The organism is Faecalimonas nexilis (assembly GCF_059731825.1).
Map to the genome: position 1 here is coordinate 3,284,214 of NZ_AP029189.1, position 26,979 is coordinate 3,311,192.

Annotated in this window: 26 protein-coding genes and 3 pseudogenes; 7 read left to right on the forward strand and 22 right to left on the reverse strand. The window is 38.5% G+C overall.

The window, feature by feature from the left end; genetic code table 11:
* Window positions 1–250: 250 nt before the first annotated feature.
* Window positions 251–835: a 50S ribosomal protein L25 gene (locus tag AC6I5B_RS16205; RefSeq protein ID WP_004612842.1), complete on the forward strand. Its 585-nt coding sequence runs from the start codon at window positions 251–253 to the stop codon at window positions 833–835.
* A gap of 17 nt (window positions 836–852) precedes the next feature.
* Here AC6I5B_RS16205 and AC6I5B_RS16210 read toward each other — a convergent pair whose 3' ends face one another.
* The 11 genes from AC6I5B_RS16210 to AC6I5B_RS16260 all read right to left on the reverse strand — a co-directional run bounded on the left by AC6I5B_RS16210 (window position 853) and on the right by AC6I5B_RS16260 (window position 7,239).
* Window positions 853–1,233, reverse strand: coding sequence for a DUF3783 domain-containing protein (locus AC6I5B_RS16210; protein ID WP_022251036.1), 381 nt, complete (start codon window positions 1,231–1,233; stop codon window positions 853–855).
* Window positions 1,208–1,657: a hypothetical protein gene (locus tag AC6I5B_RS16215; RefSeq protein WP_497773456.1), complete on the reverse strand. Its 450-nt coding sequence runs from the start codon at window positions 1,655–1,657 to the stop codon at window positions 1,208–1,210. Before AC6I5B_RS16215 ends, AC6I5B_RS16210 begins: the two co-directional genes overlap by 26 nt.
* Before the next feature lie 34 nt (window positions 1,658–1,691).
* Window positions 1,692–2,468: a hypothetical protein gene (locus AC6I5B_RS16220; protein WP_022251038.1), complete on the reverse strand. Its 777-nt coding sequence runs from the start codon at window positions 2,466–2,468 to the stop codon at window positions 1,692–1,694.
* Between the two features lie 2 nt (window positions 2,469–2,470).
* Window positions 2,471–2,863: a GntR family transcriptional regulator gene (locus AC6I5B_RS16225; RefSeq protein WP_004612846.1), complete on the reverse strand. Its 393-nt coding sequence runs from the start codon at window positions 2,861–2,863 to the stop codon at window positions 2,471–2,473.
* Between the two features lie 123 nt (window positions 2,864–2,986).
* Window positions 2,987–3,724 (reverse strand): peptidylprolyl isomerase, encoded by a 738-nt coding sequence (locus AC6I5B_RS16230; protein ID WP_004612847.1) that lies wholly within the window; start codon window positions 3,722–3,724, stop codon window positions 2,987–2,989.
* Window positions 3,725–3,815: 91 nt separating this feature from the next.
* The gene (locus AC6I5B_RS16235) at window positions 3,816–4,454 is read right to left on the reverse strand and encodes an endonuclease III domain-containing protein (RefSeq protein ID WP_004612848.1); all 639 of its coding nucleotides are present in this window, start codon (window positions 4,452–4,454) and stop codon (window positions 3,816–3,818) included.
* Window positions 4,451–5,533: a DUF3878 family protein gene (locus AC6I5B_RS16240; protein WP_136017832.1), complete on the reverse strand. Its 1,083-nt coding sequence runs from the start codon at window positions 5,531–5,533 to the stop codon at window positions 4,451–4,453. Before AC6I5B_RS16240 ends, AC6I5B_RS16235 begins: the two co-directional genes overlap by 4 nt.
* Window positions 5,505–5,699 carry a nucleotidyltransferase family protein gene (locus tag AC6I5B_RS16245; RefSeq protein WP_004612852.1) on the reverse strand — a complete coding sequence of 65 codons (195 nt, stop codon included), beginning with the start codon at window positions 5,697–5,699 and terminating at the stop codon, window positions 5,505–5,507. The genes AC6I5B_RS16240 and AC6I5B_RS16245 overlap by 29 nt, the downstream gene beginning before the upstream one ends.
* Window positions 5,700–5,834: 135 nt before the next feature.
* Window positions 5,835–6,119: a DUF2325 domain-containing protein gene (locus AC6I5B_RS16250; protein WP_004612853.1), complete on the reverse strand. Its 285-nt coding sequence runs from the start codon at window positions 6,117–6,119 to the stop codon at window positions 5,835–5,837.
* A 61-nt stretch (window positions 6,120–6,180) separates the two neighbouring features.
* Entirely contained in the window at window positions 6,181–6,609 is a 429-nt protein-coding gene (locus tag AC6I5B_RS16255) for a flavodoxin (RefSeq protein WP_004612854.1), read from the reverse strand.
* A 12-nt stretch (window positions 6,610–6,621) separates the two neighbouring features.
* On the reverse strand, window positions 6,622–7,239 hold the full coding sequence (locus tag AC6I5B_RS16260) for a DUF3793 family protein (RefSeq protein ID WP_004612855.1): 618 nt from the start codon (window positions 7,237–7,239) through the stop codon (window positions 6,622–6,624).
* A 172-nt stretch (window positions 7,240–7,411) separates the two neighbouring features.
* On the opposite strand from AC6I5B_RS16260, the gene AC6I5B_RS16265 reads away from it, so the two are divergent.
* Window positions 7,412–7,873 carry a MarR family winged helix-turn-helix transcriptional regulator gene (locus AC6I5B_RS16265; protein ID WP_004612856.1) on the forward strand — a complete coding sequence of 154 codons (462 nt, stop codon included), beginning with the start codon at window positions 7,412–7,414 and terminating at the stop codon, window positions 7,871–7,873.
* Window positions 7,854–9,227 (forward strand): MATE family efflux transporter, encoded by a 1,374-nt coding sequence (locus AC6I5B_RS16270; protein ID WP_004612857.1) that lies wholly within the window; start codon window positions 7,854–7,856, stop codon window positions 9,225–9,227. Before AC6I5B_RS16265 ends, AC6I5B_RS16270 begins: the two co-directional genes overlap by 20 nt.
* Window positions 9,228–9,262: 35 nt before the next feature.
* Here the strand turns inward: AC6I5B_RS16270 and AC6I5B_RS16275 are convergent, their stop codons facing one another.
* From AC6I5B_RS16275 to AC6I5B_RS16290, 4 genes are read right to left on the reverse strand one after another with little or no spacing between them, the layout of a single operon-like run.
* Window positions 9,263–10,921, reverse strand: a complete 1,659-nt coding sequence (locus AC6I5B_RS16275; protein ID WP_071144534.1) for an amino acid ABC transporter ATP-binding/permease protein — start codon at window positions 10,919–10,921, stop codon at window positions 9,263–9,265.
* Window positions 10,914–12,656 (reverse strand): ABC transporter ATP-binding protein/permease, encoded by a 1,743-nt coding sequence (locus tag AC6I5B_RS16280; RefSeq protein WP_497773457.1) that lies wholly within the window; start codon window positions 12,654–12,656, stop codon window positions 10,914–10,916. The genes AC6I5B_RS16275 and AC6I5B_RS16280 overlap by 8 nt, the downstream gene beginning before the upstream one ends.
* A complete protein-coding gene (locus tag AC6I5B_RS16285; RefSeq protein ID WP_004612862.1) occupies window positions 12,646–12,852 on the reverse strand; it encodes a hypothetical protein in 207 nt (68 codons plus the stop codon). The genes AC6I5B_RS16280 and AC6I5B_RS16285 overlap by 11 nt, the downstream gene beginning before the upstream one ends.
* A 10-nt stretch (window positions 12,853–12,862) precedes the next feature.
* Window positions 12,863–13,207, reverse strand: a complete 345-nt coding sequence (locus AC6I5B_RS16290) for a nitrous oxide-stimulated promoter family protein (RefSeq protein WP_004612863.1) — start codon at window positions 13,205–13,207, stop codon at window positions 12,863–12,865.
* 75 nt (window positions 13,208–13,282) lie between these two features.
* Between AC6I5B_RS16290 and AC6I5B_RS16295 the strand changes: the two are divergent.
* Both AC6I5B_RS16295 and AC6I5B_RS16300 read left to right on the forward strand, forming a co-directional pair.
* Window positions 13,283–13,441: pseudogene (locus AC6I5B_RS16295) on the forward strand (helix-turn-helix domain-containing protein); the annotation flags it as partial.
* Window positions 13,428–13,652 (forward strand): hypothetical protein, encoded by a 225-nt coding sequence (locus AC6I5B_RS16300; RefSeq protein ID WP_022251049.1) that lies wholly within the window; start codon window positions 13,428–13,430, stop codon window positions 13,650–13,652. The pseudogene AC6I5B_RS16295 and the gene AC6I5B_RS16300, both read left to right, overlap by 14 nt.
* 445 nt (window positions 13,653–14,097) lie before the next feature.
* On the opposite strand, the pseudogene AC6I5B_RS16305 reads toward AC6I5B_RS16300, so the two are convergent.
* The 7 genes and pseudogenes from AC6I5B_RS16305 to AC6I5B_RS16335 form a co-directional block, all read right to left on the reverse strand.
* Window positions 14,098–15,853 (reverse strand): annotated as a pseudogene (locus tag AC6I5B_RS16305) (IS1182 family transposase).
* A gap of 155 nt (window positions 15,854–16,008) precedes the next feature.
* Window positions 16,009–16,611 (reverse strand): hypothetical protein, encoded by a 603-nt coding sequence (locus tag AC6I5B_RS16310; protein ID WP_004612869.1) that lies wholly within the window; start codon window positions 16,609–16,611, stop codon window positions 16,009–16,011.
* A 21-nt stretch (window positions 16,612–16,632) separates the two neighbouring features.
* Window positions 16,633–17,166 (reverse strand): zinc metalloprotease, encoded by a 534-nt coding sequence (locus tag AC6I5B_RS16315; RefSeq protein ID WP_004612870.1) that lies wholly within the window; start codon window positions 17,164–17,166, stop codon window positions 16,633–16,635.
* Between the two features lie 1,302 nt (window positions 17,167–18,468).
* Window positions 18,469–18,882: a dUTP diphosphatase gene (locus AC6I5B_RS16320; RefSeq protein ID WP_022249845.1), complete on the reverse strand. Its 414-nt coding sequence runs from the start codon at window positions 18,880–18,882 to the stop codon at window positions 18,469–18,471.
* Window positions 18,879–19,649 (reverse strand): annotated as a pseudogene (locus AC6I5B_RS16325) (FAD-dependent thymidylate synthase). Before AC6I5B_RS16325 ends, AC6I5B_RS16320 begins: the two are co-directional and overlap by 4 nt.
* Before the next feature lie 290 nt (window positions 19,650–19,939).
* Window positions 19,940–21,520 carry a relaxase/mobilization nuclease domain-containing protein gene (locus tag AC6I5B_RS16330; RefSeq protein ID WP_147611891.1) on the reverse strand — a complete coding sequence of 527 codons (1,581 nt, stop codon included), beginning with the start codon at window positions 21,518–21,520 and terminating at the stop codon, window positions 19,940–19,942.
* A complete protein-coding gene (locus tag AC6I5B_RS16335) occupies window positions 21,498–21,884 on the reverse strand; it encodes a plasmid mobilization protein (RefSeq protein WP_022249849.1) in 387 nt (128 codons plus the stop codon). Before AC6I5B_RS16335 ends, AC6I5B_RS16330 begins: the two co-directional genes overlap by 23 nt.
* Before the next feature lie 394 nt (window positions 21,885–22,278).
* Between AC6I5B_RS16335 and AC6I5B_RS16340 the strand changes: the two genes are divergently transcribed.
* Both AC6I5B_RS16340 and AC6I5B_RS16345 read left to right on the forward strand, forming a co-directional pair.
* Window positions 22,279–22,665, forward strand: a complete 387-nt coding sequence (locus AC6I5B_RS16340) for an MmcQ/YjbR family DNA-binding protein (protein ID WP_022249850.1) — start codon at window positions 22,279–22,281, stop codon at window positions 22,663–22,665.
* A 113-nt stretch (window positions 22,666–22,778) separates the two neighbouring features.
* Window positions 22,779–26,363, forward strand: coding sequence for a hypothetical protein (locus tag AC6I5B_RS16345; RefSeq protein ID WP_497773458.1), 3,585 nt, complete (start codon window positions 22,779–22,781; stop codon window positions 26,361–26,363).
* Window positions 26,364–26,979 lie beyond the last annotated feature (616 nt).

Here is a 26,979-nt window from a genome sequence, read left to right on the forward strand (position 1 = left end):
TTATGATTATAGTCTATTTCCACTACTCATGTCAATTCTAGCACAATATTTTTTCGTATTTTTCAACCAAATGTCAAAATACTTTCAGCAATTTTATCATCAACTATCACTATGTTTTTTCTTTTCCTCTTGACAAGAGGTGTATACTGAAACTGTAACAAGGAAATACACTTAACAAAACCTCTTTGCAATATGAACTACAAAGTTGAAGGCTTGCTAAGTACGATTCAGTAATTGGAGGAAAAGGTAAATGAATACTTTAAAAGCTGAAACACGTAACATGTCACTCAAAGCCAAAGCACTTAGAAAAGAAGGATTTGTGACCGGATGTATTTTCGGCCGTGAATTGGAAAAATCCATTCCTTTGAAAATGGAAAAGAGCGAAGTCGAACGACTCCTGAAATCCGAAGGGAAAGGTGGAAGAGTCCTGCTTCAACTGGAAGGCAAAACTTATGACGCCCTCATTAAAGAAGTAGATTACAATCCACTGAAAGGTTTCGTGGAAGAAATCGATTTTCAGGCACTTGTAAGCTCTGAAAAGGTACATTCTTCTGCTGAAATCCATCTTCTCAATGAGAGTAAGCTTGTCGCAGGAATCCCACAGCAGATGCTGCATGAAATCAATTACAAGGCTCTTCCTGCATCTTTAGTTGAAAAAATCGAACTTGACGTTGGAGACTTAAAAATCGGAGATACCATTCGAGTAAAAGACCTCGTAATTGCCAAAGATGAAAATATAGATTTGATAACAGATTTAGATTCCACCGTTGTCACTGTGACAGAACCGCGTGTAAGTACAGATGTCACATCAGAGACGGAAGAGGCAGCCGAATAGGCTGCCTTTTATACTGCTTATGATTGTCTGTGCATCTGCGCATGCTCTTTTGAAATCTCTTCATAGAGCCTTGGAACTGTCCACGTTTTATTTGTCTCTGTCAGAATCGCCTTATAATCCACTCGCTTCACTCCATTTTTTCTCATCATAGAAAGAATCTGGTCCAGCCTTTGATTCGATATTCCAGCGAATACCATCATCTCTTTCTCTAACTCTTCCCCCTCATAGCACTCCGGCGCAGCTTCCATATTCTTCATTCCCGCAAGGAAACCGATTTGCTGCAAATACTCTTTCTTTTCTACCTTCTTCATTCGAATTTTCAGCGTAAATAAAATCATTTTCAAATCACGCAGCTGCTTTTCATCTTGAAAATTAATCAACAATACTGTCTCTCGCATAATCATACCACTCCTCTGTCTCTTCTTTGTTTTCACTATTCAAAAATACAATCATATCTTCTAATTGAATCTCTATAATCGGAGTTTCTTCCTTATATAAAAACATCATACATTTTCCGGTTTCTTTTCCTCTGAAATGCCCTATCAGAAATTTTTCTGTATCTCCTCCATTGCTTCTGTAAAAATTATCTTCCGGCATCTCATCAAGCAGTTTCACAGAAAGAATTTGCTCCGATTGAATCTGGCAGTCATAGGAAGCTGCCCGTATATCCATCTTACCACCTGCCATGCAGACTGTCACCTCCGTAGTAGCAAACTCTACTAAAATAGCCACAACCCATATAACACACCCTATGAGTACAGTGCTAATTACCGCTGTGAAGATTTTCGCCGAGTTCTTCGCCATGTTCATCGAATAATTCATACCACACATGCGGTCTTGAACAAACAGCCTTTTGTCATACGGGTTGCTGTACCAGCCATTGATTTTTCATCATACAGACAGAAACATACAACCATGCTGACGTATTTACCGCAGCGCACACAAGCAGGCAGATTGTCCAAGTCCGTTTTATCAACTGATTTAAAGTCATGTTCACCTGACTTTTTTTGCTGTATACAACATTTGGTCTGCACGCAATCCACCAGTGCAAGCCAAAGAAACACACATTCACACCAAGTGCACTCCCAAACAACACATAGGCGATGTTCTCCTCTCTCAGGTATGCTTTCATCTCAGGAAACAACATAACCGCACAAGTCAGGAAAAAAAGTACAAGATACCACTTTTTTGACAGTGGCATTTTGTCCGCATGAGCAGACACTTCCGTATCCACATAAATAATCTGTTTTGCCGATTCCATAACCCATCCATTTTCCACCTTCAGATTATACATCCTTCGGTGTGTCCCATAGACAATCCAATAGAGACCGACAATATATTCCGTGAGCCAAACAGTCCAGACAATCATAAAAATCCCAATGCCAGCAAATGTCACCCCACACACCAATATCCCTAGAATCATGTTCCATCGCTGAAATTTTTTGTACTTCTTTTTATATGTCTCTGCCATGTCCCGCACTGTTTTCTCATCCACTTTTTCTTTTGGAATGTGCACGCCAAAAAGCATTCCCCCACTATACTCTTCTTTTCCCGCGTATGCAAGCATACAGATTCCAACAACCATGATATCCGTAAACAGAAAAATAACTAACATGAGAATTGCCACTTCCATAATCATACCTCCTCCATCATCGTCGGATGCATCCTCTGAAACATTTTCATGCAAACCTTTAGAAACTCATCCTCACTCATTCCTTTTATGCTTGCTTCTGCCGAAAGTAGCTCTAACTCAGACTCCAATTTCTCCCGAAAACAATCCTGAGTCTCCCTTATCGGGCAAACAATCGCACCCTTTCTCCGGTCAATTTCGATAAATCCTTCTAGCTTTAACAACTGATAAGTCTTATTGACTGTCATCACGTTCACTCCTGCATCCTGTGCAAGCTGACGGACTGTCGGAAGCCGCTCCCCTACTGCCAGTTCGCCCTTCCCAATCCCTGTTACAATCTGATTCCGCAGCTGCACATAGATTGGAACCTCGCTTCCCATATCCAATGACAAAATCATATAATCACCTCTTATCCCAAATTAAGTATTATTTATTATAATACAAGCAATGCTTAATTACAATAAATTAGGACGTAATAAAATATAAAATTACTACATCCCAATCCTCAACAGCAGTATCTGCTATTTTACATATTTTTTCTTCATCTCTTCTACTTTTGTATTATATGCCTCATTTTGTTTCTGCTGAAGCAAAGTTCTTCTGATTGTCTCTTTCACTTCTTCCAATGACGCAACTATAGCTTCATTTTTCTTTTCAACTTTAATCAAGTGGTATCCAAACTGTGTCTTTACAGGTCCCACTACATGTCCAATTTCTGCTGCAAATGCCGCATCTTCGAATTCTTTTACCATCTGTCCTCGTCCGAATTCTCCAAGGTCTCCGCCTTTCGCTCCTGATGGACATGTTGAAAATTCTTTCGCCGCTGTCTCAAATTCTTTTTCACCAGTTGTGATAGATTCTAAAATAGAGTTACATTTTTCTTCGGAATCTGTCAAAATATGTTTGGCACTGACAGTGTCTCCTTTTGTGAAGTGTTGTTTGTTCGCCTCATAGTAAGCTTCGATTTCTTCTTCCGATACCACAACATCTTTCAAAGTCTCTCTCATAGCCATCTGTGCAAGGATATCTCTTCTTGCACTTTCCACCAGTTTTTTGAACTCTTCCGTTTCCTCTAACTTCATCTCTTCGCCATTTTTCGCAAACATATGTAATGCAATCAATTGTTCCAAGCACTGTTCTCTGAACTGTGGGTTGGAAAGATACGGTTGCTGCTCTCTTGGCACCCCCTGTAAAAACGCATCAAACTCTGCCTGTGTAATCTCTTCTCCTGCTACTACTGCTAAAACTTCCTGACTCATATTATTTTCTCCTTATTTTCATAATTATCGGCTGCTAAACCGCTTTTCTCTGATGATACTATATTTCACTCATTCTTTGCAAGACACCCTGCTACTTTACCCCTGCTTTTTTACAAATATCTTCCAGACAGCATCTCTCGCAGTGCGGCTTCGTCCTTGCGGTACAGACATCACGCCCGTGATAGACAAGTCTGTGGCAGAAATCGCTCCCCTCCTGCGGCGGAATAATTTTCCACAATTCCATCTCTACTTTTTTCGGTTCTTTCAAATCTTTGACAAGCCCGATGCGATTTACAAGACGAATACAATGTGTGTCTGTCACAATCGCCGGCTCCCCGAATACGTCACCCATAATCAGGTTCGCGCTTTTTCTTCCGACGCCCGGCAATTTTAATAACTCTTCAAACGTATTCGGAATTCCTCCATCATATTCATCGCGCAAAATCTTCATACACGCACTGATATCCCGCGCTTTGCTCTTGCCTAATCCACACGGTCTTACAATTTCTTCAATCTTATCCACATCTGCAGCCGCCAATGCGTTCACATCCGGGTATTTCTCGTATAATTTTCCCACAACGATATTAACTCTCTCATCGGTACACTGCGCTGCCAGCCTGACACCGACAAGCAGCTTCCACGCTTCATCATAGTCAAGTGTGCAGTCTGCATCCGGATATTCCTTTTTCAAACGTTCTATTACTTCCAAGGCTAATTCCTTTTTTCTCATGTTTCTTCCCTTTCAATCTGTCCTATTCTTCCTAATCCGCGAAAAAATCCACAGTTTTTTCCTATTTTAACATGTTTTCCACATTTTGATACCATGAATTGCACACGAAATACAAAATCTTCAAATTCCAACATCGATACGGTAAATGGATGTTCTTCCGTGACAGTAATCTGCATCTGTTTCTTATAGTATTCCGGATACATTCCCTCAAATCCATCTTCAAGCATTTTCGCATGAATTTCTGTTCTCTTCTTTTGAATCCTACAATTCAACTCCTCACCGTAATCCCGCTGCGGATAAATTTCCGATGCCGCTTGCACTTCCTGACAAATGGTCTCATATAGTTTCTGCCTCTTCGGGCTCAAAAGCCTCCTCCCGAGCAGCCTCTCGAGTACTCGACTCGGAAATCTCCGGTAAAGACGAATCCACTTTATATATCCACGGTCATCCGCTTTTCTTGCAAGCCGCTCCATACAGTCAATCCCCTCATAAGTCGCCGGATATTTATCCTCCAATGATTCGTGAACTGGTGACCACATTCGAAACGGCGGAAATTCAACAAGCCGCATCAGTGCTTTCTCTCCTTCATTGCAATAGCGCTCTCCCAGATAACTGTATTTCTCATAAATTGTCCCAATGATATAGACAAGCTGTCTCCAATGCTCCTGCCCCTCTACCCAGAAATGACCAATCCTGTGATACTGAAAACACTGTATCTTTTCTTCAAGTTCCTGAAAACAGAGCGTGAATGCATTTTCCTCCCCTTGCCTCACACTCAAGACATACCTGTCTTCCTCGATTGCAAGTTTTCCACTCACTTCAAGCGCATCATCGCGCAGATAGCTTCCTGTCATCTGACAGCCTTTTAAAATCAAATAATTCTCCACCGCGTCATTCATCATATAAGGAATCAGATACTCTTCACCGACACACAGCTCAAACACCTGATATTCAAAAACTTCTGCTAACTTTTCAAATGCAGATGAGATGCCATCTTCTACGCCGGAAAAATATGTGTAATCTAAAGCCATCTTGTTTCCACTTCTCTTTTCAATTCGCAAAACTTTCCACTTCGCCACCTTCTACCGCCAAATCAATATCACTTGTTCTCTTAAAGTCGCCTCTTGCTCGTGAACCAAACAAAATCACTTTTTGAATATGATATTTCTCTGCCAAATCACAAATTTCTCTCAAAACTTCTCCGTCAATTCCTGTTTCTTCCATATCTGCACCTCTATTTTTCATTAAAACCAGTCACCCCAATATTACCATAACGTTGTAAATTTTTCTACCTTAAGTACAGCAAAATGCCCGAACCGTTTCACCTCGTCCGAGCATTTTCATTCACTCAACTAACAACTCTCTCATGTTAGATTTTCATTATCCCACGCATGCATTTTGAAGAATTTCATTCAACGCACTTTTGCTGCTTGTATGGCAGCGCACGATTTCTGCATTACATTTTTCCGCCTCGGTAATCGCGCATTTTACCATCTTGTGCGACACTGTGTTGGTAAACAGAATCAGTAAATCCGGACTTCCGATCTGCTCACTTAAGTTTGCCGACATCTGCGTAAATATTTTCGCTTTGCATTTATACCCTTTACATATTTTTTTATACTGACAGACCATACGGTCATGTCCGCCAACAATCACAACACTCATAGAAATCTCCTTTCTTTTCAGAAGAGGACGTCGTCACCTCTTGCGACGCCCTGTTTTCCCTCTATTGCACAAGCTGCTTTCCAAGTTCTTCACACGCGGCAAGCACTTCATCATCCGGTGCTTCCTGACAGATCAAACCTTCTCCGTTTACAATCTCTGCTCCTGCATTCTGCATACGCTCTACCCAGTCACGCATCCATTCTCCGTCTCCCCAGCCGTAGGAACCAAACAACGCGATTTTCTTGCCTGCCGCAAAGCTTTCTACTGCTTCGACAAACGGTTCCATCTCAGCTTCCTCAAGCACTTCTGCTCCCATTGCCGGGCAGCCAAGAGCGAACACATTCTCATCTTTCAACACATCCGGAGAAATTGCGCTAACTTCAGACACAACTGCTTCTCCTCCTGCCTGTGTGATTCCTTTTCCGATTGCCTCAGCCATCTCTTCTGTGTTACCTGTCTGTGACCAATATACAACATTGATTCTGCTCATCTTTCATACCTCCTATACCACCGCTGTCTGCAGTATATTTTCATTATAATATCCTATAATTTCTTCCATACTGACACCGCTTGAAACAAGCCGGATGAGCATCTCTTTTGCCATCTCAAACTGCTTGAAAATCTCAAGTTTTTTTGCGACGTCTGCATAAACTTTCCAATATCCGGAATACAGAGAATTCTTTCCTCCATGCACCATAAAACCAGTCACATCTTCCACCGGATACCCTAAAAGCAGCCCCATCTCATGCGGAAATATTTTTGAACCATTCATATATGCCCGATAGCGCATCTGAAAAATACTGAGGATTCTTCCAAGCTGGATTTCGACATACCCTTCTTCGCGGAGTACCTCGCTTACATCCTCTCTCTCCAAAAATTTCTCCAATTGATTTCTGCGGAACAAAAGAAGCGTGATCTTCTTTTCATTCTGTAAAAGACGATAGCAAGAAATACCTGTTCTTTTTAAAATTATCCGCACTAATTTTTCATCTTTGTTTGAAACAATCAACATATTAGAAATTTTTAATCCTGTGATAAGCGGCGCACATTGTAATGCCAATTGCGTCTCGATATTTTTCAAATCCATTCCCTGAACGATTTCAAATATTTCTCTGCTCATATTTCCTCCTTGAGTTAGTTATTTCTAACTTACGTTTATAATATCTAATTTTATCCTATAAGTCAAGACAAATTATCAATAAAATTGCTCAATAACGCATTGACACGTTTTGCATTCAGTTCTATACTATATTTTGTTTACAAGTAAACTTTTTTAGAAATCGGAGGTGGATATGAGACAAACCGTGGAAGAGATGCTCGGATACTTTAATCAAATTCGCCGAGTATATGCAAATGAATTGAATTTGAAATTTACAAATGAAAATTTTTCTCCAAATGAAATTTCCATCCTGATTCTTCTTTCCAATAATCCCTCCATCAATACAAGCAGTCAGTTATGTACGATTCTCGGCGTATCCAAAGGGCTGATCAGCAGGAGTATTGATGTATTAGTTGAGAAAGGATACATTATTTGTGCAAAAGATGACGCTGATAAACGTATCCAACGACTTTCATTTTCTCCTCAGGCAGCTCCTGTCATTCAAAAGCTGAACGAGGAAGTCACAAAGATGAACAATGAAGTTTTACAAGATATTTCCAAAGAAGAACTTCAACAGGTTGAAGCTACAATGACGAAAATTTTGACACGTTTTAAAGAAAGGAATGAAACACAACATGAAAAAAACAATGTCTAGAGAGGTAGACTTAGGGAACGAACCAGTCCGACATCTTTTACTTGTTCTGGCAGTTCCGGCTATTACTTCCCAAGTAGTCAACGCACTTTACAATATGGTTGACCGTATGTATATCGGACACATTCCGGAAGTTGGTTCCGCTGCACTTACAGGGGTCGGTGTCTGTTTCCCGATTATTATGATCATCTCCGCATTCGCTTATCTGATGGGAATGGGCGGTGCGCCAAGAGCCAGTATCTACATGGGAAAAAAAGACAATGACACTGCCGAAAAGATTTTGGGAAACAGTTTTTCGGCGCTGGTCATTGTCTCCATTATTCTAACGGTCACTGTGCTGGTTTTTCAAGAACCGCTGCTTTATTTATTTGGCGCCAGTGAAAATACAATTTCCTACGCCAAAAGTTATATGACAATCTATGCTATCGGTACGATTTTTGTACAGCTTACTTTAGGAATGAATGCCTTTATCTCCGCACAGGGATTTTCTACGATTAGTATGATGACAGTCATTATCGGCGCTGTCACAAATATTATTTTGGACCCTATTTTCATCTTCGGTTTCAACATGGGTGTACAAGGCGCTGCTGTCGCCACCGTTCTCTCACAGGCGTTAAGTGCTGTCTGGGCGCTGAAATTCTTATGTGGCAAAAACACGATTCTTCGTATCAAGAAGAAAAATTTAAAAATAAAAGCTTCTGTCTTTTTACCTTGCGCAGCACTCGGAATTGCTCCATTTGCAATGCAGGCTACTGAAAGTGTGCTTGTTCTTTGCTTTAATTCTTCTCTGCTGAAATACGGAGGTGACCTGGCAGTCGGCGCCATGACGATTCTATCAAGCATCATGCAGTTTGCAATGCTTCCACTGCAGGGAATCACTCAGGGTGGTCAACCGATTATCAGCTATAATTATGGTGCGAAAAAAATAGACCGAATCAAGCAGGCATTCAAACTGCAGACCATCTCGTGTGTTGTCTATGCCACAATCATTTGGCTCATTGCCGAGTTTGCGCCGTCGATATTTGTATCTATATTCACAAGCGATCCGCAGTTGGCAGAATTGTCACAATGGGCGCTTCGCATTTATCTGGCATGTATCTTCCTTATGGGCGTTCAGGTTTCCTGCCAGCAAACATTTATCGCATTCGGAAATTCTAAAATCAGTGCATTCCTTGCCGTATTCCGAAAGATACTTGTGCTGATTCCACTTATTTATATTTTGCCGGCATTCATGGAGGACAATGTCAAAGCAGTCTTTTTGGCGGAACCAATTGCAGATGCCATTGCAATTCTCACAACTGCCACGTTGTTTTATATTAATTTCAAGAAAATTATAAAGAGCGAATCACAAGTCTAGGTATTAAAAAAGATTGCGCTACTGCGCAATCTTTTTTACATCTGTGTCACTTCGTCCACAATCGACATTGTCGATTTGCGATGAGACACAAGTACAATTGTCTTATCTTTCCGCTCTTCCAACAAGCTTTTCAAGATAATTCCTTCATTCAGGCTGTCAATATTGCTTGTAGGCTCATCCAGCAGAATAGTCTTGGCATCATGAAGAAATGCCCTCGCAATTCCGATTCTCTGGCGTTCTCCTCCCGATACCGAATCTCCGAGTTCCCCAAGCTTTGTATCATACCCCTGTGGCAGGGAATCGATAAAATCATGAATTGCTGCCTTTTTCGCAGCCTCAATCACCTCTTCTCTTGTCGCATCCGCCTTCGTCACCTTGATATTATTTTCAATTGTGTCCTGGAACAAGAAGGTTTCCTGCGTCACATAGGAAATATGATTTCGCAAATGCCCTGTGTCAATCTCGTTTACGTTGCGCGTTCCATAGCTGACACTGCCGGAATCTGTCTCATAAAACCGCATAAGCAGCTTTAACAACGTTGATTTTCCACATCCGCTTCTTCCGAGAATACCATGAATCGTATTTTTGCGGATATCCAATGAGAAATTTTTCAAAATTGGTTTCTCTTCTTTTTTGTCTTCCGGGTATGTGAACGTCACATTTGAAATACGAATATCTTCATCCGGAACTCCCACATTACTTTCCACATCCATCACAACCGGTTCCTCGGCAAGCAGGTTCAATACACGATTTCCACTTGCAAGCGTCTGGTTCAGGTTGTTTGAAAGTGCGGACAATGCCGCTGTCGGTCCAAATGAACTCATCATGGCGATGATACAGATAATTGCATTTCCGGTGATGATCACCCCGTTCGATGCCAAAAGACCGCTATATAATGTCATGCACACTCCTGCGACAAGAATAACCGTATCTGTACTGATTCTCTGTACTGCCTCCTGTTTTTTCAAAGTTGCATTCACCTGCTCCAGATGCTCCGTGAACGCATCCATTTTTTCCTGACGTTCTTTCTGCTTTTCATACTGTAAAATTTCGTCTAATCCATACAGATTATCCAAAACAGTTGTATTTAATTTTCCATAAATACTGCGGTATTTTTGCCCGTGTTTCTGTCCTGCTTTACTGTTCACCACCGGAACAACCACTCCGACAAGCAGATAGAACACCGCCGCCAATACTCCCAGTCCCACATGGAACTGTCCGATAAATACAACCATCACAAGCGACGTGATCGCCGCAATTGCAATCGGTGAAATCGTGTGTGCATAGAACACTTCCAAAAGTTCAATATCGCTTGTGATAATCGAAATCAGATTCCCCTTTTCTTTGCCATCCAGCTTTGCCGGAGCCAATTTTCTCAAAGAGGCAAATATCTGATGACGGATTCTGGCAAGTAATTTAAATGCAATATAATGGTTGCTTGCCTGTTCCGCATAGCGAAGTACTCCTCGCAATACCGCAAATACAACAAGCAGCACGAATATCATTTTCATGGAAATGCTAGTCACTTCTCCAAGCAGATTTCCAATTGCCGCTCCTCCGAGAATCGTAATAAAAATCGCCATCAAATTTCCGATACATCCCATGATGATCGCAATACACATCACTCCGAGAAGGGGTTTGATCATACCAATCAGACCAAGCATCACCTGAAATCCATTTCTGTTTTTATTCATTGGCAACCGCCCCCTTTCCAAATTGCTCCAATGCGCTCTGCTGTCTGAATAATCTGTGATAGTATCCATCTTCTTTGCAAAGCACTTCGTGCTGTCCTTTTTCCACAATCATTCCGTCTTTTAGTACATATATCTGATCCGCAGACACAACATTCGCAAGTCTGTGTGAGATCAAAAGAACTGTTTTTGTTTTTGCCAGTTTTCTCACAACCGCCATAATATCATTTTCACTTTCCACATCTACATTAGAAGTTGCCTCATCAAATATGTAGATTGGCGTGTCATGCAAAAGCGCCCTTGCAAGAGACAGCCTTTGCTTCTGCCCGCCCGAAAGATTAGACGCTTTCTCAAGGAGAACAAAATCCAGCCCTCCGCTTTTTTCCACAAAATCCGACAGATTCACCTCGCGAAGCGCCTCTTTCATCTGTGTTTCTGTCGCATCTTCTTTTCCCATGAGAAGGTTTTCCCGAATTGTTCCTGCAAACAGATAACTGTCATGTCGGATACGGGTAATCTTTCTTCGAAGTGCTTTCAAGTCCATTTTGTCAATTGGCATATCTCCGATAAAAATCTGTCCCTCATCTGCCCTTCTGTCTCCCATTAAAAGCAGCGTAGTTGTACTCTTTCCGCAACCGGATTCCCCGACCAATGCAGTCAATCCATGACCTGCCCGGAAACTGATACCTTCCAGCACCTTTTTCTTTGCCTCATAGGAAAAACTTACATTTGAAAACGCAATCTCATCAGATTCCCCTTCCATTTCGGCAGATTTTTCTCCTTGATCTTCTTCTAAATCTACCAACCGGAAAATCTTATCCGCTGCAGCATTTCCATTCATCGCAATGTGGAAGAAGGAACCAAGCAAACGAAGCGGCAGGAAAAACTCGGCTGAGATCATAATAATGAAGAAACATTGCGCCAGTCCGATTACACCTTTTTGATACTCTAAAATACTCAAGATGATACCGACTGCTGCCCCACCGTAGGCTACCAAATCCATAATACTGATGGAATTTAACTGCATGATGAGCACGCGCATCGTTACTTTACGAAATTTTTCCGCTTCCTCATCCATTCTTTTTGCATAACGCTCATCTGCCTGATAAATTTTCAATGTCGTAAGTCCCTGAAGGCACTCCAAAAAGGAATCTCCCATCTCCGTGTATGTTCCCCAATATTTTGCAAGCATCTTTTTCGCAAATTTCTGAACTGCTACAATTGAAAGCGGAATCAACGGAACACAGATTAAAAGCACGACCGCCACTTTCAGGCTCATCGTTCCTACAATGACAAATAGTGTGACCGGTGCAAGCATGCTGTAGAAAAACTGTGGCATGTATTTTCCAAAATAAATTTCCAACTGTTCCACACCTTCCGTGGTGATCTGCACCACCTCAGATGTCTGAAAATATTCTTTATAACTGCTCCCAAGCCGCATCATTTTCTCATACACCATCGTTCGAAGTCTCGCTTTCACCTGCTTCGATGCCTCAAATGACAGCTTGCTGTTGAGCAGCGACATCAAGCTTCGTACAACCCCAACAACTGCCAACGTCACAAGCAGCCTGATACTTTGGTTTTGCAGATTTTCTCCACGAACCATTCCAGCTATAAATGTAGCTGTCTGGAGCATCAGCACAACATTTGCAATGAGCATGACCCACTGTGTAAGAACCATCCCCCAAATGTTTTTCTGATTTTCTCTAAATTCTTTGATCAACCTCTTATGAAACATATTGCTTTCCCCTCCTTTTCTTAGTCTTATATTGCACAGCATGGGCTATCCCCAATACGCAAAAAATAACCGCCGAAAGCTTATGCATAACAATGACTGCCATCATCTCTCCTGTCGGTCTTATCAAAAAACCGCTGACCGCCATCACTACAATCGAAACAATCAACAACTTATCAATAATTTTCTTCTTATTCATTTTTCTTCTCCTATCTCTTTTTCATTTTTCCTTTCATTGTCACCCACATATGATCCAGCGCCTGAAGCGGATGATAAAACAACATTCTCGGTCCTGCATACTTCATAACTTCTTTGATCTTTTCCTGCATCTCTTTTGAATAACAATGCACTTTGCAGGCACTGCAAAATGTCTTTGTCTCCATGAACGGACATTTTTCCGTTCGGAGCAACGCATAGTCCAACAGTTTCTGACATTCCGGACAGAGTTCTCCCTTGTGCTTGTGTTTTCCGCGACAATACACCCCAATCATCACACGTAGCGTTTTCTTTTCCTTTTCTCTCTTCTTATTTATGTCCACCATTTCGTTCTCCATTTTTGATATTGATAAGCATTTTCATTTAAAATACATGGATTAGTATATGCTAACTTTTATTTCATGTCAAGAATTTTAAATCTTTCAAAAATAAAAACCGGGAAGATCAGTGCAATACGCTTCTCTACACTCAATGCGATTTGTGACGTATTAGACTGCCAGCCCGGTGGCATATTGGAATTTATAAAAGATGACAAAACACAGGGAGGAGAACCGAAAGATGAAACCAAATGATTTTGATACAAATATTTCTTATAAACATTCGAAAACATTTTCAACACGCATGCGTATTCTTTTATTCCTTGCGCTATTCATGACCGGACTTATTTCCACAGTCGGCATTATACAAATCGTTGGGCCTCTGTGTTCAGATGATTGGTTGGCTGTTCCTGGCATCTTCCGTTTTGTTTCCGCGTCTTCCAGGTTATCATTCTTCTGGAATTGAGATTTTTAGCTATGGAAGTTTTGTTCTGATCGATGGTATAAATCTAACACTGGGAATTCTAATTATCATTTTCGGTTGTTTGATTCATGAAGGATTGCGAATGCAAAAAGATTTAGATGAAGTGTTGTAAATATTCTATCGAACACTTTAATCGATTCTGTAACTCATAAATACAAAGAGAACAGCCTTCCGCAATGGTGGCTGTTCTATGCTTTAAACCACTATCGGCAGAACGTAAAAACATGAATACTCTTGAACAATTACAAGAACCGTTTTATCTTGAATCAAACGTAACAATGCAGGTGAATCAAATTCTCATTCACTGGCATTCTCCGCCTGATAGCTCACATCCATTTTCTCCAATCTGGCTATTCCATTTATCCGGGAGTTTCTCTGCAAATACACGCAAAAACCCCTCAACTGCATTTTCGAAAACACTCTTTTTCTAAGCAGTCTTTTCCTTAGTTTTTCCTTCAAATTTTTTGATCTCTTCATGAAGAAAACGATGATATTTATTGATATTTCTTCCAATCGCATACAGCATGAATTCTTTATAAACCTTCTCTGCTGTTCGGCAGTTGAATCTTCGAAAGTTATCATTTTCTTTGATATCTCCGAAATGTCCTTCTGTCTGAATAGAACGGATCTGACGGTTTAATATTCCCTTCTCACTCTGGATGTTCGCATGGGATTCTTCCTTTAAAGCTTCCCATTGTTCATTGATCTTCATGACCTTATTTTTCTCTGCATCTTTTTCAGCATCATATTTATAGAGACATTTTTCTTTATGTCTGCAGCCGCTGCAATCGGAACATCCATACACCTCAAAGGTTTTGTGTATAACCAGCCTGTTCTTTTTTCTCTGTCCTGATATGATGAAGTTCTCTTCCATCATGGCAGATATAATAAAGTTCATCCTCAAATATCTGCGTTTTCATGTTGTAATACTTTCCAATCTCTTCCGTGTATGCACGTGTTTTCCGTTTTTCATGATCCTGCAGCTTGATATAACTGGAGATTTTATGTTTCTTTAAGTACAGAAGATTCTTTTCACTACAATAACCGCTGTCGGCAGTTACTTCCTCCAAAATTTCTCCAAACGCATTTTTGTGCTTTTCTAACACAGGAATCAATGTATTATAATCTGTCCGGTCATTGCTTACATAAGTCTGGACAATGAAATAATTCTCTACTGCAATCTGGACATTATATGCGGCCTTTAACTGTCCGTTCTTCATATGGTCCTCTTTCATCCGCATAAAGGTGGCCTCTAAATCTGTTTTGGAATAACTGTTCCGATCCTTTCCCATGATTTCAAAACACTCTTTATATCCCATGAGACGTTCACCGCAGCTTTCCAGTTCCTCATATAGCTGCTGGATTTCCGATTTTCTCTTTCCTTTTCCATAAACAAACGTAATGTGTTCCTGCTCTGCGATCTGCATTAGATTTTTCTGAAGTTTCAGAATCTCCAGCGGAGAACAGTTGTCAATTTCGATGATTGTATTATTTGATAACTTTTTATGTTTTGTCAGTTTCCTTGTCCGGTTCTTTTCAATGACATCTCTTACTTTTTCCATTCCTTCTATCACAAACATATGAGCATGGGGAAGGTCATATTTGATGCCATATTCATTTTCGTCAATCAGAGCATTATACTTTTGATATACCGAATCAACGGTATCTAATAATCCTGCAAGGTGGTAGTTCAGTGTTCCTCTCCATACAAACGTATAGCGGTTTGCATTGGCTTCAATTTTTGTTCCATCAATAAATAGAGATTTTAACGTGATGAATCCTTCTTTTTGCAGACGACGAAGAAACTGATAGTTCAGTTCATCCAATACATCAGCGGTTAGTTTTTTGTTTTTAAATTCATAAAAAGCATCCCTTTTCGGTTTTTGGCCTTTGGTAAGCCAGATAAAAGCAAGGTCTCTTTCACATAATTCTACGATACGGTCAACAGCTCTTACCCCACGCATATTTGCGTAAGTAACTACAGCATACATCATAATTGGATTGTACCCGATTCTTCCCTTATCTGAACAATTGGCTAACAATCCAGAAAAATCTAACTCCTCCATCACTTTTTTCAGGGTATAGACTGGATCGTCATCAGGTAAACTCAATTCAAAGAAACTAAAGTTAATTTTCTGTTGCCCTAATTCAAAAAATTCGTTATAATAATCTTGTTTTTGCATAGTTACATTATAACATGTAACGGAGAAGAGATGGTTGTCGTTAGCCATCTTTTTCTCTTTTTACGGAAAAATTTCAGGGGCAGCTTTGACTCATGCGAGTCAAAGCTGCCCCTGTTTGGAACTATCTATTTCCCGACAGCCGCCTGATTTTTTTATTATTGAACGTATTTAGAAATTTCAGCTATTGCATCATCCAAAGTTTGAGGAGTAGAACGAGTTTTTGCTTCATATCCAAATAAAGAATATTTACTTGCAGAGTATAATGTTTGATCCTCCAAAACTTTCACAGCTCCTTGCGTTGGGTTTAGTGGAGAGTATGGAGTACCTTCAAATGATGCTAAAAATAGCAATTCGGAATCATTTGTGTTAAAATACCCATCGGTTTCGGCTAAAAATGCTTCTGGCATGTTTTCGAAGTCTCCTAATTGTTTCACTTCTAAAATATCACCAATTTCAACATTTCCCTTAATTACATTAGTTACCTCAATTTTAGAAATGGTATATGGTATAGAATCTGTACTATTTCGAGTTTGAGGATCAGTATTTATATTAAGGTTTTGTACATCTTCTGCTTCAAGAACTTTGCCTACAACAATTACATCAGCAGCTTCTGTGATATTACTAACTTCTGGATAATATGGATAGTCTGCTTCAAGAACTTTTGGGGACGATGCAAAATGCCCTACAATTCCAAAGGTAAGTGCTAAACAAAATATAGTACAACAGATTATGATTTTTTTATTATATATTTTTTTCATAAACTCACCTCCTTAAATCCATTAATAAGCACTATTGACACCCGCAATATCATTACTTGTAGGTTTAATCAGAGTGTTTCTATTCCTATCATAATTCATGATTGAAGAATTACCACTAGATGGATTATCATCTAAACAGAAAGCATGACCTAATTCATGAACCAAAACACTTTGCCAAAAATTATCTGATTCGCTTACTAATTCTTTTCGATTTAATTCAATAGTAAACTTACCAGCACGTCCTGAAATAATCCATTGACGATTTTTGGGAGTATATAGACCATACCAAGTATCATTGTAGACACCATCAATAACATAACTATGGCCAGATCCAGGTACAGTTTTAATATTTACTGGTGTATTTGTGCTATTCCAAGCACTTACACTATTCTTGTAAACACTAGAATTTGAAAGTCGATTTTCTACATCTACAGTTGCACTTTTCAAACCTCCATCATAATATATATATGATGCGGCATATACAGCTGTAGAAAAAGAAAAGCAAAATACTAAACATAAAAGAATGCTTGATAATTTTTTTGTTTTTTCCCTCATAAATGCTCCTTTCTACAATATATTGATGGTTAATATTTCTTGCAGCCAATAAGAAAATTCCCATCTTGTTGCTTGAGCTGTATAATGATAGAGTAATAGGTATGTCGGCTTTCTTTCTTGAACTTCATGCCTGTAAAAAAAGACTAATAACCAACTCTTCATTTGCAGCGTTCGTTTTATGCAGGTTGAATTGTCGTAAGCGTATTCTTATCACACCACAGGAGCTTGAATAGGCAATGAATAAATCTAGTACATATCCATTAATCAAATTTTCGTATTTCAAAAGGATAGCAGTAAACACCCATTACCAATTAAGCTGTAATCAAACTCAATAAATATTCTGCAATCGTGGAGTCTGTCAGTACACGCACTCATGAATAAAACTGCTTTAAAACTTTCCCCACACCCTATTGTTATATGATGAAAGATTCCTTTGTTTGATTAGCAATTAATGGCTGCGATTAGGGGGGGGAGCGTTTCATCCATAAAAGCTATGATTATAATATATTGATATAGATGAATCTAGATTTTATGAAAAAATGGATGTTTTGAGTGAAACAATGCCTCAGGATAATCCTATTTAACAGTTTTTCGATGGGAAACGAGTCTAAAATATGCCTTTTTACGTTTACATAACCGTAATTTTGCAGATTATATGGTATTGTGTAAAAGGATATCTTTTTATTATTTCTAGAATTTGAACAGCTGTATAGCAGTTTCCTTAACCGGCATAAGTGTGAAAGTTTTATTTTGCTGCCTGATTTTCAACCTGTATAAAGTTTTCAATGTTCATCAATTTAGCCATGACTTTTTATTTGTAGGCTTAAATATTATTATTTTCATGTTTTACAGATAGAATTGCAATTCTTATTTATAAATAGTATATAATTTTATTCCTAAAATATCAATGTATTGATGGACAATTTTTGGTATAAATGTTAAAAAACTATATATTTAACAGAATAGTATATTATAAATGAATAAATAATGGTAAATACAAAAAAGTTGGACAATATTGCGCGAACCGATTGAGAATACAAGAAAAATAAGGAATAAGTTTATTTACTATTTGATAATTTGCAAAATCTTCCAATTTGTAGTGGCTAACTGGTGAGCTTAAGGTAATATAGCAGCATTTCAATCGTTGACTATAGAACGGTTATAAAAACGATTACATGGAATTATACTTATATCATTTGGATATTTCTTTCCAAATATAATCATAGTATTTTTATCGTTTCATTTGCTAATGAAGTGAACCGGTGTCAAGTGATAAAAAAGACACCGGTTTTGATATTTTCGCTATTGACCAGTACTTCCAAAGGAATCTTTATTTCTAGTTTCTCCAAGTTCTGAAACAAAATCTGCAATTAGGATAGGGGTAATGATTAATTGGCCTATGCGGCTATCTTTGCGCAGTATTTGTGGTTCTGTTCCTACGTTGCTGATAATGGCATGGATTTCTCCGCGATATCCGGAAGCGATTGGCAGAAGTTCGCATACCAGGCCTTTGGCTGCCATGCTACTTCGCGGAAACACATATCCTGCAAATCCGTCCGAAATGATAAGCCCAAATCCAAGGGGTATCCGAATAATTTCACCGGGATTTAATGTATGATCATAAGGCATGAAAGCATCAGCGCCGGCATCCTTGGCATGTGGACGGAATGGAAAATGATCTTTTTTCAATCCAAAATCAATCAATTTTATTTTCATGAGAGCGTTCCCCTTTCTGAAAGAATCGGATAATCTACTTTTAAAATATCGATCGGAAACCATAAGGATGGGATCGGATGTCCACAGGACATTTTGCCTTCTCTACAAGCTCCCTTTTGACAAAATGGACTGGTAAGATTTGGAGCAAATAAAGCAGGACTGAGTTCGTAAAGTTTTTGCCAGATATTTAACATGACGATTCTGGTCTCATCTGTATTTCTCCTGCAGGTGCGCTGTCCGATCATATGCTTCCACTGATAAGGAGTTGCACTGATGACTAAAACATTCCTTAATCCCTGGGGAGTAGCATATGCGGCAGCATCATGGCTGATTCCTGTGTTACAGAGCTGTTCATAACAACTCAGATCAGACTGGCAGCTTTTCATATACAAATCTTTGATTTCTTTTCCTGCTATTAAAATTTCATATGGCACTGCGAACATTGCCTTTCCGGAATAATTACTGTACTGTAAAGAAGCGCTCATATATTTTACTTCATTTTAGTGTCTGGTTATCTGTGTCAGAAAACGTCTGCTGGCACCTACTACAGCAACCGTGAATACAGTAAATTTCTGTACCGTAGGATGCGGAAGGGGTGCAATGTTTTTCAGCGTTTCATTACTGAATGATTTCTGATAGAGTTTTAACAGGTCTTTCATGTCACGAATGGTATGTCCATGCTGCGTCAGTCTTGCAGTAAAGACCATATGTTGCTCTGCTTCCCGGATGGCAATGCAGTTTAAGATTTCTGTTTCAATGTGATCCATAGGCCTGTTCCTCCTTTACTAATGCATAACTTCTCGGAATCTTCAGCCCTGATTTTACAAGGCTTCCAGACCCCTGTTCAAAAAATCACCCACTTTTTTTACAAAAACGCTTGACAAATCGTCAAAAATTTGCGGCGAAGCCGATTGATTATAGTTTATTTCAATCGACTGGAGGCGATTTTTATGTTACCTGTTAATATCGGCGGACACTCCGCCTATCAGGATACTTTCGTATCCGAGTTTCTTAAATTTTATCCCGACCCTTTTTCCCTTCCTAAGAGTACCTGGGATTATATCGTACAGTTTTGGTATCTGGATCTTTCTATGACCGATTCCATCATGCAGGATTGTACTTTTGGAACCTGCATCTGAAGAATTGCATCTACGTTTTTATCTGCAGTTTCCAGTTCTTTTTGCTTTTCCTTTAAAAATTGAACGGAGATTTTTTGAGACTGTATCTTGTCCAACAATATTTTTTTCTGAGATTTCATAATATTCATGGAATGCATTTTTCCATCCGGATAAAATGATTTCAGCCAGTCTCTTGCATCTTCATATGCCTGAATGTCTGTAGAATGCTCTTTACGGAATTTTCCTTTATTCTTGCTTTTTAAAAATTGGGAATAAAGCTCTTTGTGGGCAAAGTATTGTCCGGTATAGCGGATCTGAAGGTTTACGGTTTCTAATTCTGCTGTATATTGTTTGAGCAGATTTTCCGTTTTTTCAAGTTCGTTGGTCATTTGGGAAAGTTGTTTTTTCAGATCTTGCTGCGAGTTATATCCATGTTCCTGAATATAGATGATCGTATTTGCCATCTGTTGCAGATTGGTAATCTTTATTCGATGAGCATAAGCCTGACTTTGCATTGCTTTTACATTTGTCTGGCGATCTACAACCAGCCGTAGATGAGATTGGATACGGAAAATCAGGAAAGGATCCTTATGTAAAAAGATCTGTTCCAGTCGTTCTTTCCCATAACGGGTTCCAAGAGAACGTTCCGTAATCCTTTTATCACGATCTGGATGGAGGTAACTGTATCGGCCTCTTTGTTCAATCACAGAAATATGGTATTCGTCCAAAAGCCTGACTTGAAACTCTTCAAAGTTTTTGGATTGTGCAGCACAGGCTTTGATGGCAGTCCGTAATTCCTGCTTTTGCGTTTGGAAAACGGATGACGATGGCTCCAGTCCATCTGCGAGAATTTTCTTATTTGTCTTTTCCAGTTTTTCCTGTCCGGACTGCTGAGCCATATATTCTTTCTGTGTGATCTTTTTCTCTGCCGGTGACAGCAGATCGATCTGATGCAGGCCTTCCTGAAGACACATATCCATAACTTCTTTTTTGAAATGTTCCAAAAACTTGTCGGTGGAACGGTGTTTATATCCTGCTTCATGATCATGAGGTTGCGTCATATAAGGTTCCCGGTCAGCGGAATATTTCCGGACACTGTTTATTACGATGTGTGTATGAATATTTCCGGATTGATTGTGTCCATCCGTGTGCGTGACCACAAGGGCCTGGTATCCGGGAAATATTTTTCTGGCAAGTTCCAAACATAAGGATTGTGTCTTTTTCCCGGTCAGCCCGCATTCTGTTACATCGGCAGGATCAAAACTGATGATGTAGTGATGGCTTTTGATATCGGAACTTTTTTTATTTTTATGGAATTTTGAATTTGTTATTTCACATTCCTTATCAAAAGACATGGGATCACAGTTGATGCCGTCCATATAATAGTGTTCTCTAAGAATACTTCTGCCTAACTCATCCCTGATCTTTTTCCCTGTGTTTTCACCGTGCTGAAAGAGCAGATAATCAATTGCATCTGTGTAATTTGCATTTCGGCTTTTAATATGTTTTAAGATTGCCATTTGTTTCACCTGCCATTCTCAACACTTTTTTTCTCAGGAGAAAAAGAGCGGAAATACATTGATGGATTTCTTCTTCGACAGCACGAGAACGGTCTCCGCCACTGTTAAAATACCGGGCAATCTGATTCAGGTTAGAACCAATCTTGCCATATTCGCTGACTAGCTTGCGAAGTATTTTTATATCTGCAACAATTTCTATACGATTACAAATTTCTTTTTCTATTAAAAGTTTGCGAAGATACTCTGACCGGGAGACACCCAAAATGGAAGCGTTCTGATCTAAAAGTTCTATTTCAATATCCGATAATCGTACAGCCACAAAATGTGGATGAAGCAGCTCTGATTGTTTTTTACTTGCGTTCATATTCCTCCTTTCGCATTGATTTTTCATCACATAGTGATGCCACTAATGAATATCGGCTGTCCCTTCCGATATTTGAATTATTGATGCGTACACCATTTGGTGGAAGCCGGTTGACGTAGAATACGTCTGATATCGAGGGTATGGGGAAAACGAAATCCCCATCAAGATAAAACTCAGAAGATAAACAGATGCCTGAAAAGGCTATACTGTTTAACATGAGTGGATCTTGCTCTTGAAGATTCAAACCCTCTCACTTATAGAATTTGCGGGAATATAAAATACAAGGTAAGATAGAAAAATAATAAAAAATTATTGTGCAGTGCTTTTCAGAATTTTATAATATTGATATGGATTATTATTACAGGTAAATAAATGTAGCAGGAGAGATGCAGAATTGGAACGAAATGAATTGTTTTGCTGGGTAAAAGAAGTCTATGGAACGAAGCCAGATTATCCGTGGAAGGATTGGAATGCAGTATTGCGTCATTCAGAGAATCAAAAATGGTATGCTGTCATTTTGGAAGTGAATACAAAAAAATTGGGATTATCTGATGAAAGAATGACAGATGTTGTGAATATAAAATGTGATCCGGCATTAGTTGGTTCTTTGAGAAATAGGACAGGATATTTTCCGGCTTATCATATGAATAAAGAAAATTGGATTAGTATCCTTCTGGATGGATCGGTGTCGAGGGATGAGATTCAGAAACTCATAACATTAAGTTATGAGCTTACATCAACTGGAAAAAATAGTAAATTATCAAAAAGAACAAGTGACTAGAAGTGTGTTGTTTTACATGGATGGTACGTTTGTGACATTCTAGATTATATTATACAATTCTCCGGGGGATGCAGTATTTAGGGTATTGGAGAGAGAAAGGATCTGAAGAGGTTATGACAGAATTATTGTCGACTATGTTGGAGAACTTAATATATGATATTACTACTTCCGTCATAAAGAAGCGGCTAGACAGGTATCACTTGAAACGTTTTCTCAAGATGCTTAGAAAAGATATTAGTAAGTTTTGCGAGAAAAATGAGAGCATGTATATTGATTCGAGTGCTTTTGATTACTTCATTCGTAATACAGATTTTTTGAACAAGGTAATCGAGCGGTCGATTGCAACCAAACTTGAAAAGGGAAATAAAGAATTCCTTAGAGATGAGATTAAAAAAGCGAGAGAAATAGCAGTCGCAGAAGGTGTTATGTTTGCAAACAGTGAAGAGCGTGTGATAAAAGACTTATATCACTTAATAATGGATAGGGTAGGTACTTATTATCGTAATAGTCTGTCTGTTGAACAGCGACATATGGTGTCTATATGCCTGAATCAATTTGCGGAATTAGAAGAAGCAGTAAATGCTAATCATAAAGAAGATTGCAAAGAGCATAGAGAAATTCTTAATGCAATAAAAGAGGGAGGAAAACTTAGCAATACAAAAGCGGCATTGATAGCCGATTTGTTATCGAAGGAGCTGTACGAAGGACGGATTCAGGAATTTGGTGATCTTGCAATTGCGGTAAAAGATAAATCTGATGATTTGTCGGTTTTCTACGACTGTTTGTCTCAAATCCTACGTTCAGAGAGATGTGCAGACACGGTCAAAAGAATAGCTGATATTTCTGATGCGAGAATTAGGGATAACGCAGTTAGAACAGTGCTTCCTTTACTTCTGTTTAGAGACGAAGCTATAGATGGACTGATGGAAGCCACAACTGTGGAATCACTGCGGAATATTGTAGATAGTTTGATAAGTGGCAATAATGAAAGAATCTTTTCAGAAGAGATTACTCTTGATGGCGGTCTTGAAATTCACAATTTTACGCTCAATAAAAAGTTGGTCTATGAGGAAGAAAGACTAATAAAGTTGATTGTCATTTTATCTTTATATGAGAAGCCGATAAGAAATATTCATTTTGCCATGGAAGAGGTAGGAAAAGGAAAGGGAACTTGGTTCACGGATATCTTAATAGCGGATAAGAGGATAGAGGATTTAATAAGCGATAATGCAGATGATAATTCGCAAGAATTAACCACTGTAATAACTCAAATACTGCAGTATAAGGAGATCTATGACGGATTATGCAAAAAAAAACGAAACTTTTACTATGCTGTGTTAGTAAAAGCATATTTGTTAATGGATAAAATTGACGTAGCAGAAAAGTATGTTCCCAAGGATTTGATGCAGGAACGTCCCCTTTCTGATTATGTTTATGCCATAAAAATTGAGAAAAGGGAAGTAGGGTTAAATGAGATTTACGGTTATTCGGTACGAAATGAAGCATATTGGTTGCTAAACAATTATTTTGTATCAAGTAAAAACGAAAAGGAAATAATAGACTTTTGTAGGGAACATGAGGAAATCTTTGAAAAAGATTGGTCGCTGTTTTTCATGTATCAAGGTGCGTTGAAGGTTTTGGGGCTCAATGATGAACGTGAATTTCAATTAAAAAAACATAGCGATGGATTAAGTAATGTATATGAATATTGGAATGAACTGTTGAATTTGTCAGATTTAGAGGAAAATCAGAAGGCGTTTGTTGAAGCGTGTCGTGATGGTAAAATGACATGCTTGTTTAACCATTCAGCTTATCTTATAATTGAGCGTTTACTCAATTTTCATGAATATGATCTTGCTGAATTGTATGTGAAAAAACATGAAAAAATAGGTGAAAAAGGTTTTAGAATAAAAAAATATAAAGCGATTATCCTTCAAGGTAAAAAGAATGATGTAGAAGCTTTGAAGTGGTATAGAGCAGCGTTTGAAGATAATAGCACCGATGAATTGGTTATAGATTCATTGATAACATTATCACTGATGAACAAGCGAAAAGTCAGTAAAGAGGTATTAAATGCAGCAATAAAGACAGATACATCACGACTACATATGCTTGCGGCTGCCTGCTATTTGAATGAGGGCGACATATCAAGAGCGAAGAGTGAAAATATACGTGCTATTTTAATGTCCGGAGAAAGCTATAATCCTGCGTTTGGACAATATATAGCAATTTCGACATCCATACACAGTAATGAAGTAATAACAATAACAGGAATCGAGGCCGATACTGCGGCATGCTGTAAAAAAAATAATGGTAGTCAACGTTGGTTATGTGTATATAAGGATTGTATTCTCCCAACATCTCCATATGTTTGGAATAATGATTATCATATGCATATTGATGATGCTGCTAGGCTAGGCTTTTTAAGAAAGCATACCGGTAATCAAATTACTATAGATAATGATTTATATGTAATTACAGACATAGTGCCGTTAGATTGTTACTTATTTAGAACATGTACAGCGAAAATGACTCAGAATGGATTTGCTAAGGAACTATCTATTCCAGTACAGAATGGAAAAATGGATTCTTCTGCTTTTACAGAAATGATTTCTCAAATCATCCCTGATGAAAGACAGTCAGTTGATTGGCTTGAACAGTATAATAACATTCAAGATGTTCCGTTACCACTGTATACGTATAAAAGATTTACACGTCTTACATATTTTCAGTTTGTAGATGTGATTCTTTCATCTCATGACTATTTTGTTAGGCAGATGATTCATGCATCTAAACCAGCAGAGAAATATGTAATTTCCTTTTCGGCGTTAGTTGCTTTGTATAAAACGGGATATCCGGCAGATAAAATAGGTGAATCTGGCGGAACCATTATGGAATCCACATTGGTACAAGCTGATTCAGATGTTGCAGAGGTCATTAAAGAATATAATAGAGATACTGTAGCTTTTTTAGGGGTTATGGACGAGAAGCTTTTTATTAATCAAGTAGATGAGGCCGGTAAAGATTATTGGCTAAAAGAAGCCGGAGGTTTTAAAAAGTATTGTGAAGCTATACCTACCGTCAAGAGTGATCAGGATTTATCCGGAGAGTTTTTTGGGGAATTTGATAGCAAGGAATTATTCGGGATTTGTGATTATGATGCTATAGCATTTGTTCAACATAATGAAGAGTATTCTTTGGTAATAATTGAAGCAATATTAGCATCTTTGTCACAAAATGAGTTAGTCAATCTAAATGTTATTTCAGTTTCAGATTGGTTGGTTAGACAGCAAATGGATGATTCGAGATTAATTGGGTACTTGCAATCTTTACTGGATGAAGGTTGCTTAATGTCTGTTACTAAAGATGTGATTGATTACATGTCATTAGAAGCATCAAAGAAAGATAGTGTTTCTAAACAGAGAATGTATTTGATGTGGGATGATTTATTAAGTAGAGTTGATAACTTTCCAGATAAACAAAAGGATGTATTTATTCAAGCTGTGTCGGAGATCGTTGCTTCGTTTGGAGATGAGGTAAGAAACATTGATAAAGGTATTCTTCATGTATTGACTAAAAATATACTTTTACTTCGAAAGCAGAAAATTGAATTGTTTATCGATGCAGCAGGGTATTTATCCTTTTCGCTTGTAAACATAGAGTCTGAGGAACAAATGGTGGAAATTGAGGAAAAGTAATAGTTAGTTATCCAATGGTTATGATTTGTGAAAGTATACGATTTAAGAAATGAAACAAAACTGAATAAGTTAAGAAAATTGAGGTGTTAGTAAAAAACGACACCTCATTTCTTTTGCTCAAAACACTATTGAAATTATATATATAAGTTATAATGAACCTATCAGAAACAAAGTGTTTCCGATAAGAATGCATATTCTGCAAGAACTGCACATACGTTCCAATAGAACGGAGTGCTGTTCCGCTTTAAACTGAGCGTAGCTCAGCTATAGTTAATAAGTTACTGTTTTTCAATTCGTCTATCATTTCCAATAAATTCCAAGATATAGGCTTTTGAAGTTATACGACTTAGGCAAGCCAATACAGAAAGAGACCACTGCCTATGAAAAGAATACTATTTTGCGCTTACATTATAGTAGCTTCTCATGGTGATTATTCTGAAAACCGTAGCTTTAACAGAGTTATTTCGATGAATGCTGGTAGCATGAAAAACGATACTTGTAACGAGTAAATGAGTAGAAGGGGCTGTCGGGAAATCAATGTCAATAAGTTAAGGATTGTCCCAACAACTTCATTATGAATGATCAAATAGCTAAGAGCAGATATTTCTGCTTTTGG

Coding starts and splice junctions, on each gene's coding strand:
- AC6I5B_RS16205 (WP_004612842.1), top strand. CDS start 251: ATGAATACTTTAAAAGCTGAAACACGTAACATGTCACTCAAAGCCAAA.
- AC6I5B_RS16210 (WP_022251036.1), bottom strand. CDS start 1,233: ATGCGAGAGACAGTATTGTTGATTAATTTTCAAGATGAAAAGCAGCTG.
- AC6I5B_RS16215 (WP_497773456.1), bottom strand. CDS start 1,657: ATGAATTATTCGATGAACATGGCGAAGAACTCGGCGAAAATCTTCACA.
- AC6I5B_RS16220 (WP_022251038.1), bottom strand. CDS start 2,468: ATGGAAGTGGCAATTCTCATGTTAGTTATTTTTCTGTTTACGGATATC.
- AC6I5B_RS16225 (WP_004612846.1), bottom strand. CDS start 2,863: ATGATTTTGTCATTGGATATGGGAAGCGAGGTTCCAATCTATGTGCAG.
- AC6I5B_RS16230 (WP_004612847.1), bottom strand. CDS start 3,724: ATGAGTCAGGAAGTTTTAGCAGTAGTAGCAGGAGAAGAGATTACACAG.
- AC6I5B_RS16235 (WP_004612848.1), bottom strand. CDS start 4,454: ATGAGAAAAAAGGAATTAGCCTTGGAAGTAATAGAACGTTTGAAAAAG.
- AC6I5B_RS16245 (WP_004612852.1), bottom strand. CDS start 5,699: ATGAAAAATAGAGGTGCAGATATGGAAGAAACAGGAATTGACGGAGAA.
- AC6I5B_RS16250 (WP_004612853.1), bottom strand. CDS start 6,119: ATGAGTGTTGTGATTGTTGGCGGACATGACCGTATGGTCTGTCAGTAT.
- AC6I5B_RS16255 (WP_004612854.1), bottom strand. CDS start 6,609: ATGAGCAGAATCAATGTTGTATATTGGTCACAGACAGGTAACACAGAA.
- AC6I5B_RS16260 (WP_004612855.1), bottom strand. CDS start 7,239: ATGAGCAGAGAAATATTTGAAATCGTTCAGGGAATGGATTTGAAAAAT.
- AC6I5B_RS16265 (WP_004612856.1), top strand. CDS start 7,412: ATGAGACAAACCGTGGAAGAGATGCTCGGATACTTTAATCAAATTCGC.
- AC6I5B_RS16270 (WP_004612857.1), top strand. CDS start 7,854: ATGAAAAAAACAATGTCTAGAGAGGTAGACTTAGGGAACGAACCAGTC.
- AC6I5B_RS16275 (WP_071144534.1), bottom strand. CDS start 10,921: ATGAATAAAAACAGAAATGGATTTCAGGTGATGCTTGGTCTGATTGGT.
- AC6I5B_RS16280 (WP_497773457.1), bottom strand. CDS start 12,656: ATGTTTCATAAGAGGTTGATCAAAGAATTTAGAGAAAATCAGAAAAAC.
- AC6I5B_RS16285 (WP_004612862.1), bottom strand. CDS start 12,852: ATGAATAAGAAGAAAATTATTGATAAGTTGTTGATTGTTTCGATTGTA.
- AC6I5B_RS16290 (WP_004612863.1), bottom strand. CDS start 13,207: ATGGAGAACGAAATGGTGGACATAAATAAGAAGAGAGAAAAGGAAAAG.
- AC6I5B_RS16300 (WP_022251049.1), top strand. CDS start 13,428: ATGAAACCAAATGATTTTGATACAAATATTTCTTATAAACATTCGAAA.
- AC6I5B_RS16310 (WP_004612869.1), bottom strand. CDS start 16,611: ATGAAAAAAATATATAATAAAAAAATCATAATCTGTTGTACTATATTT.
- AC6I5B_RS16315 (WP_004612870.1), bottom strand. CDS start 17,166: ATGAGGGAAAAAACAAAAAAATTATCAAGCATTCTTTTATGTTTAGTA.
- AC6I5B_RS16320 (WP_022249845.1), bottom strand. CDS start 18,882: ATGAAAATAAAATTGATTGATTTTGGATTGAAAAAAGATCATTTTCCA.
- AC6I5B_RS16330 (WP_147611891.1), bottom strand. CDS start 21,520: ATGGCAATCTTAAAACATATTAAAAGCCGAAATGCAAATTACACAGAT.
- AC6I5B_RS16335 (WP_022249849.1), bottom strand. CDS start 21,884: ATGAACGCAAGTAAAAAACAATCAGAGCTGCTTCATCCACATTTTGTG.
- AC6I5B_RS16345 (WP_497773458.1), top strand. CDS start 22,779: ATGACAGAATTATTGTCGACTATGTTGGAGAACTTAATATATGATATT.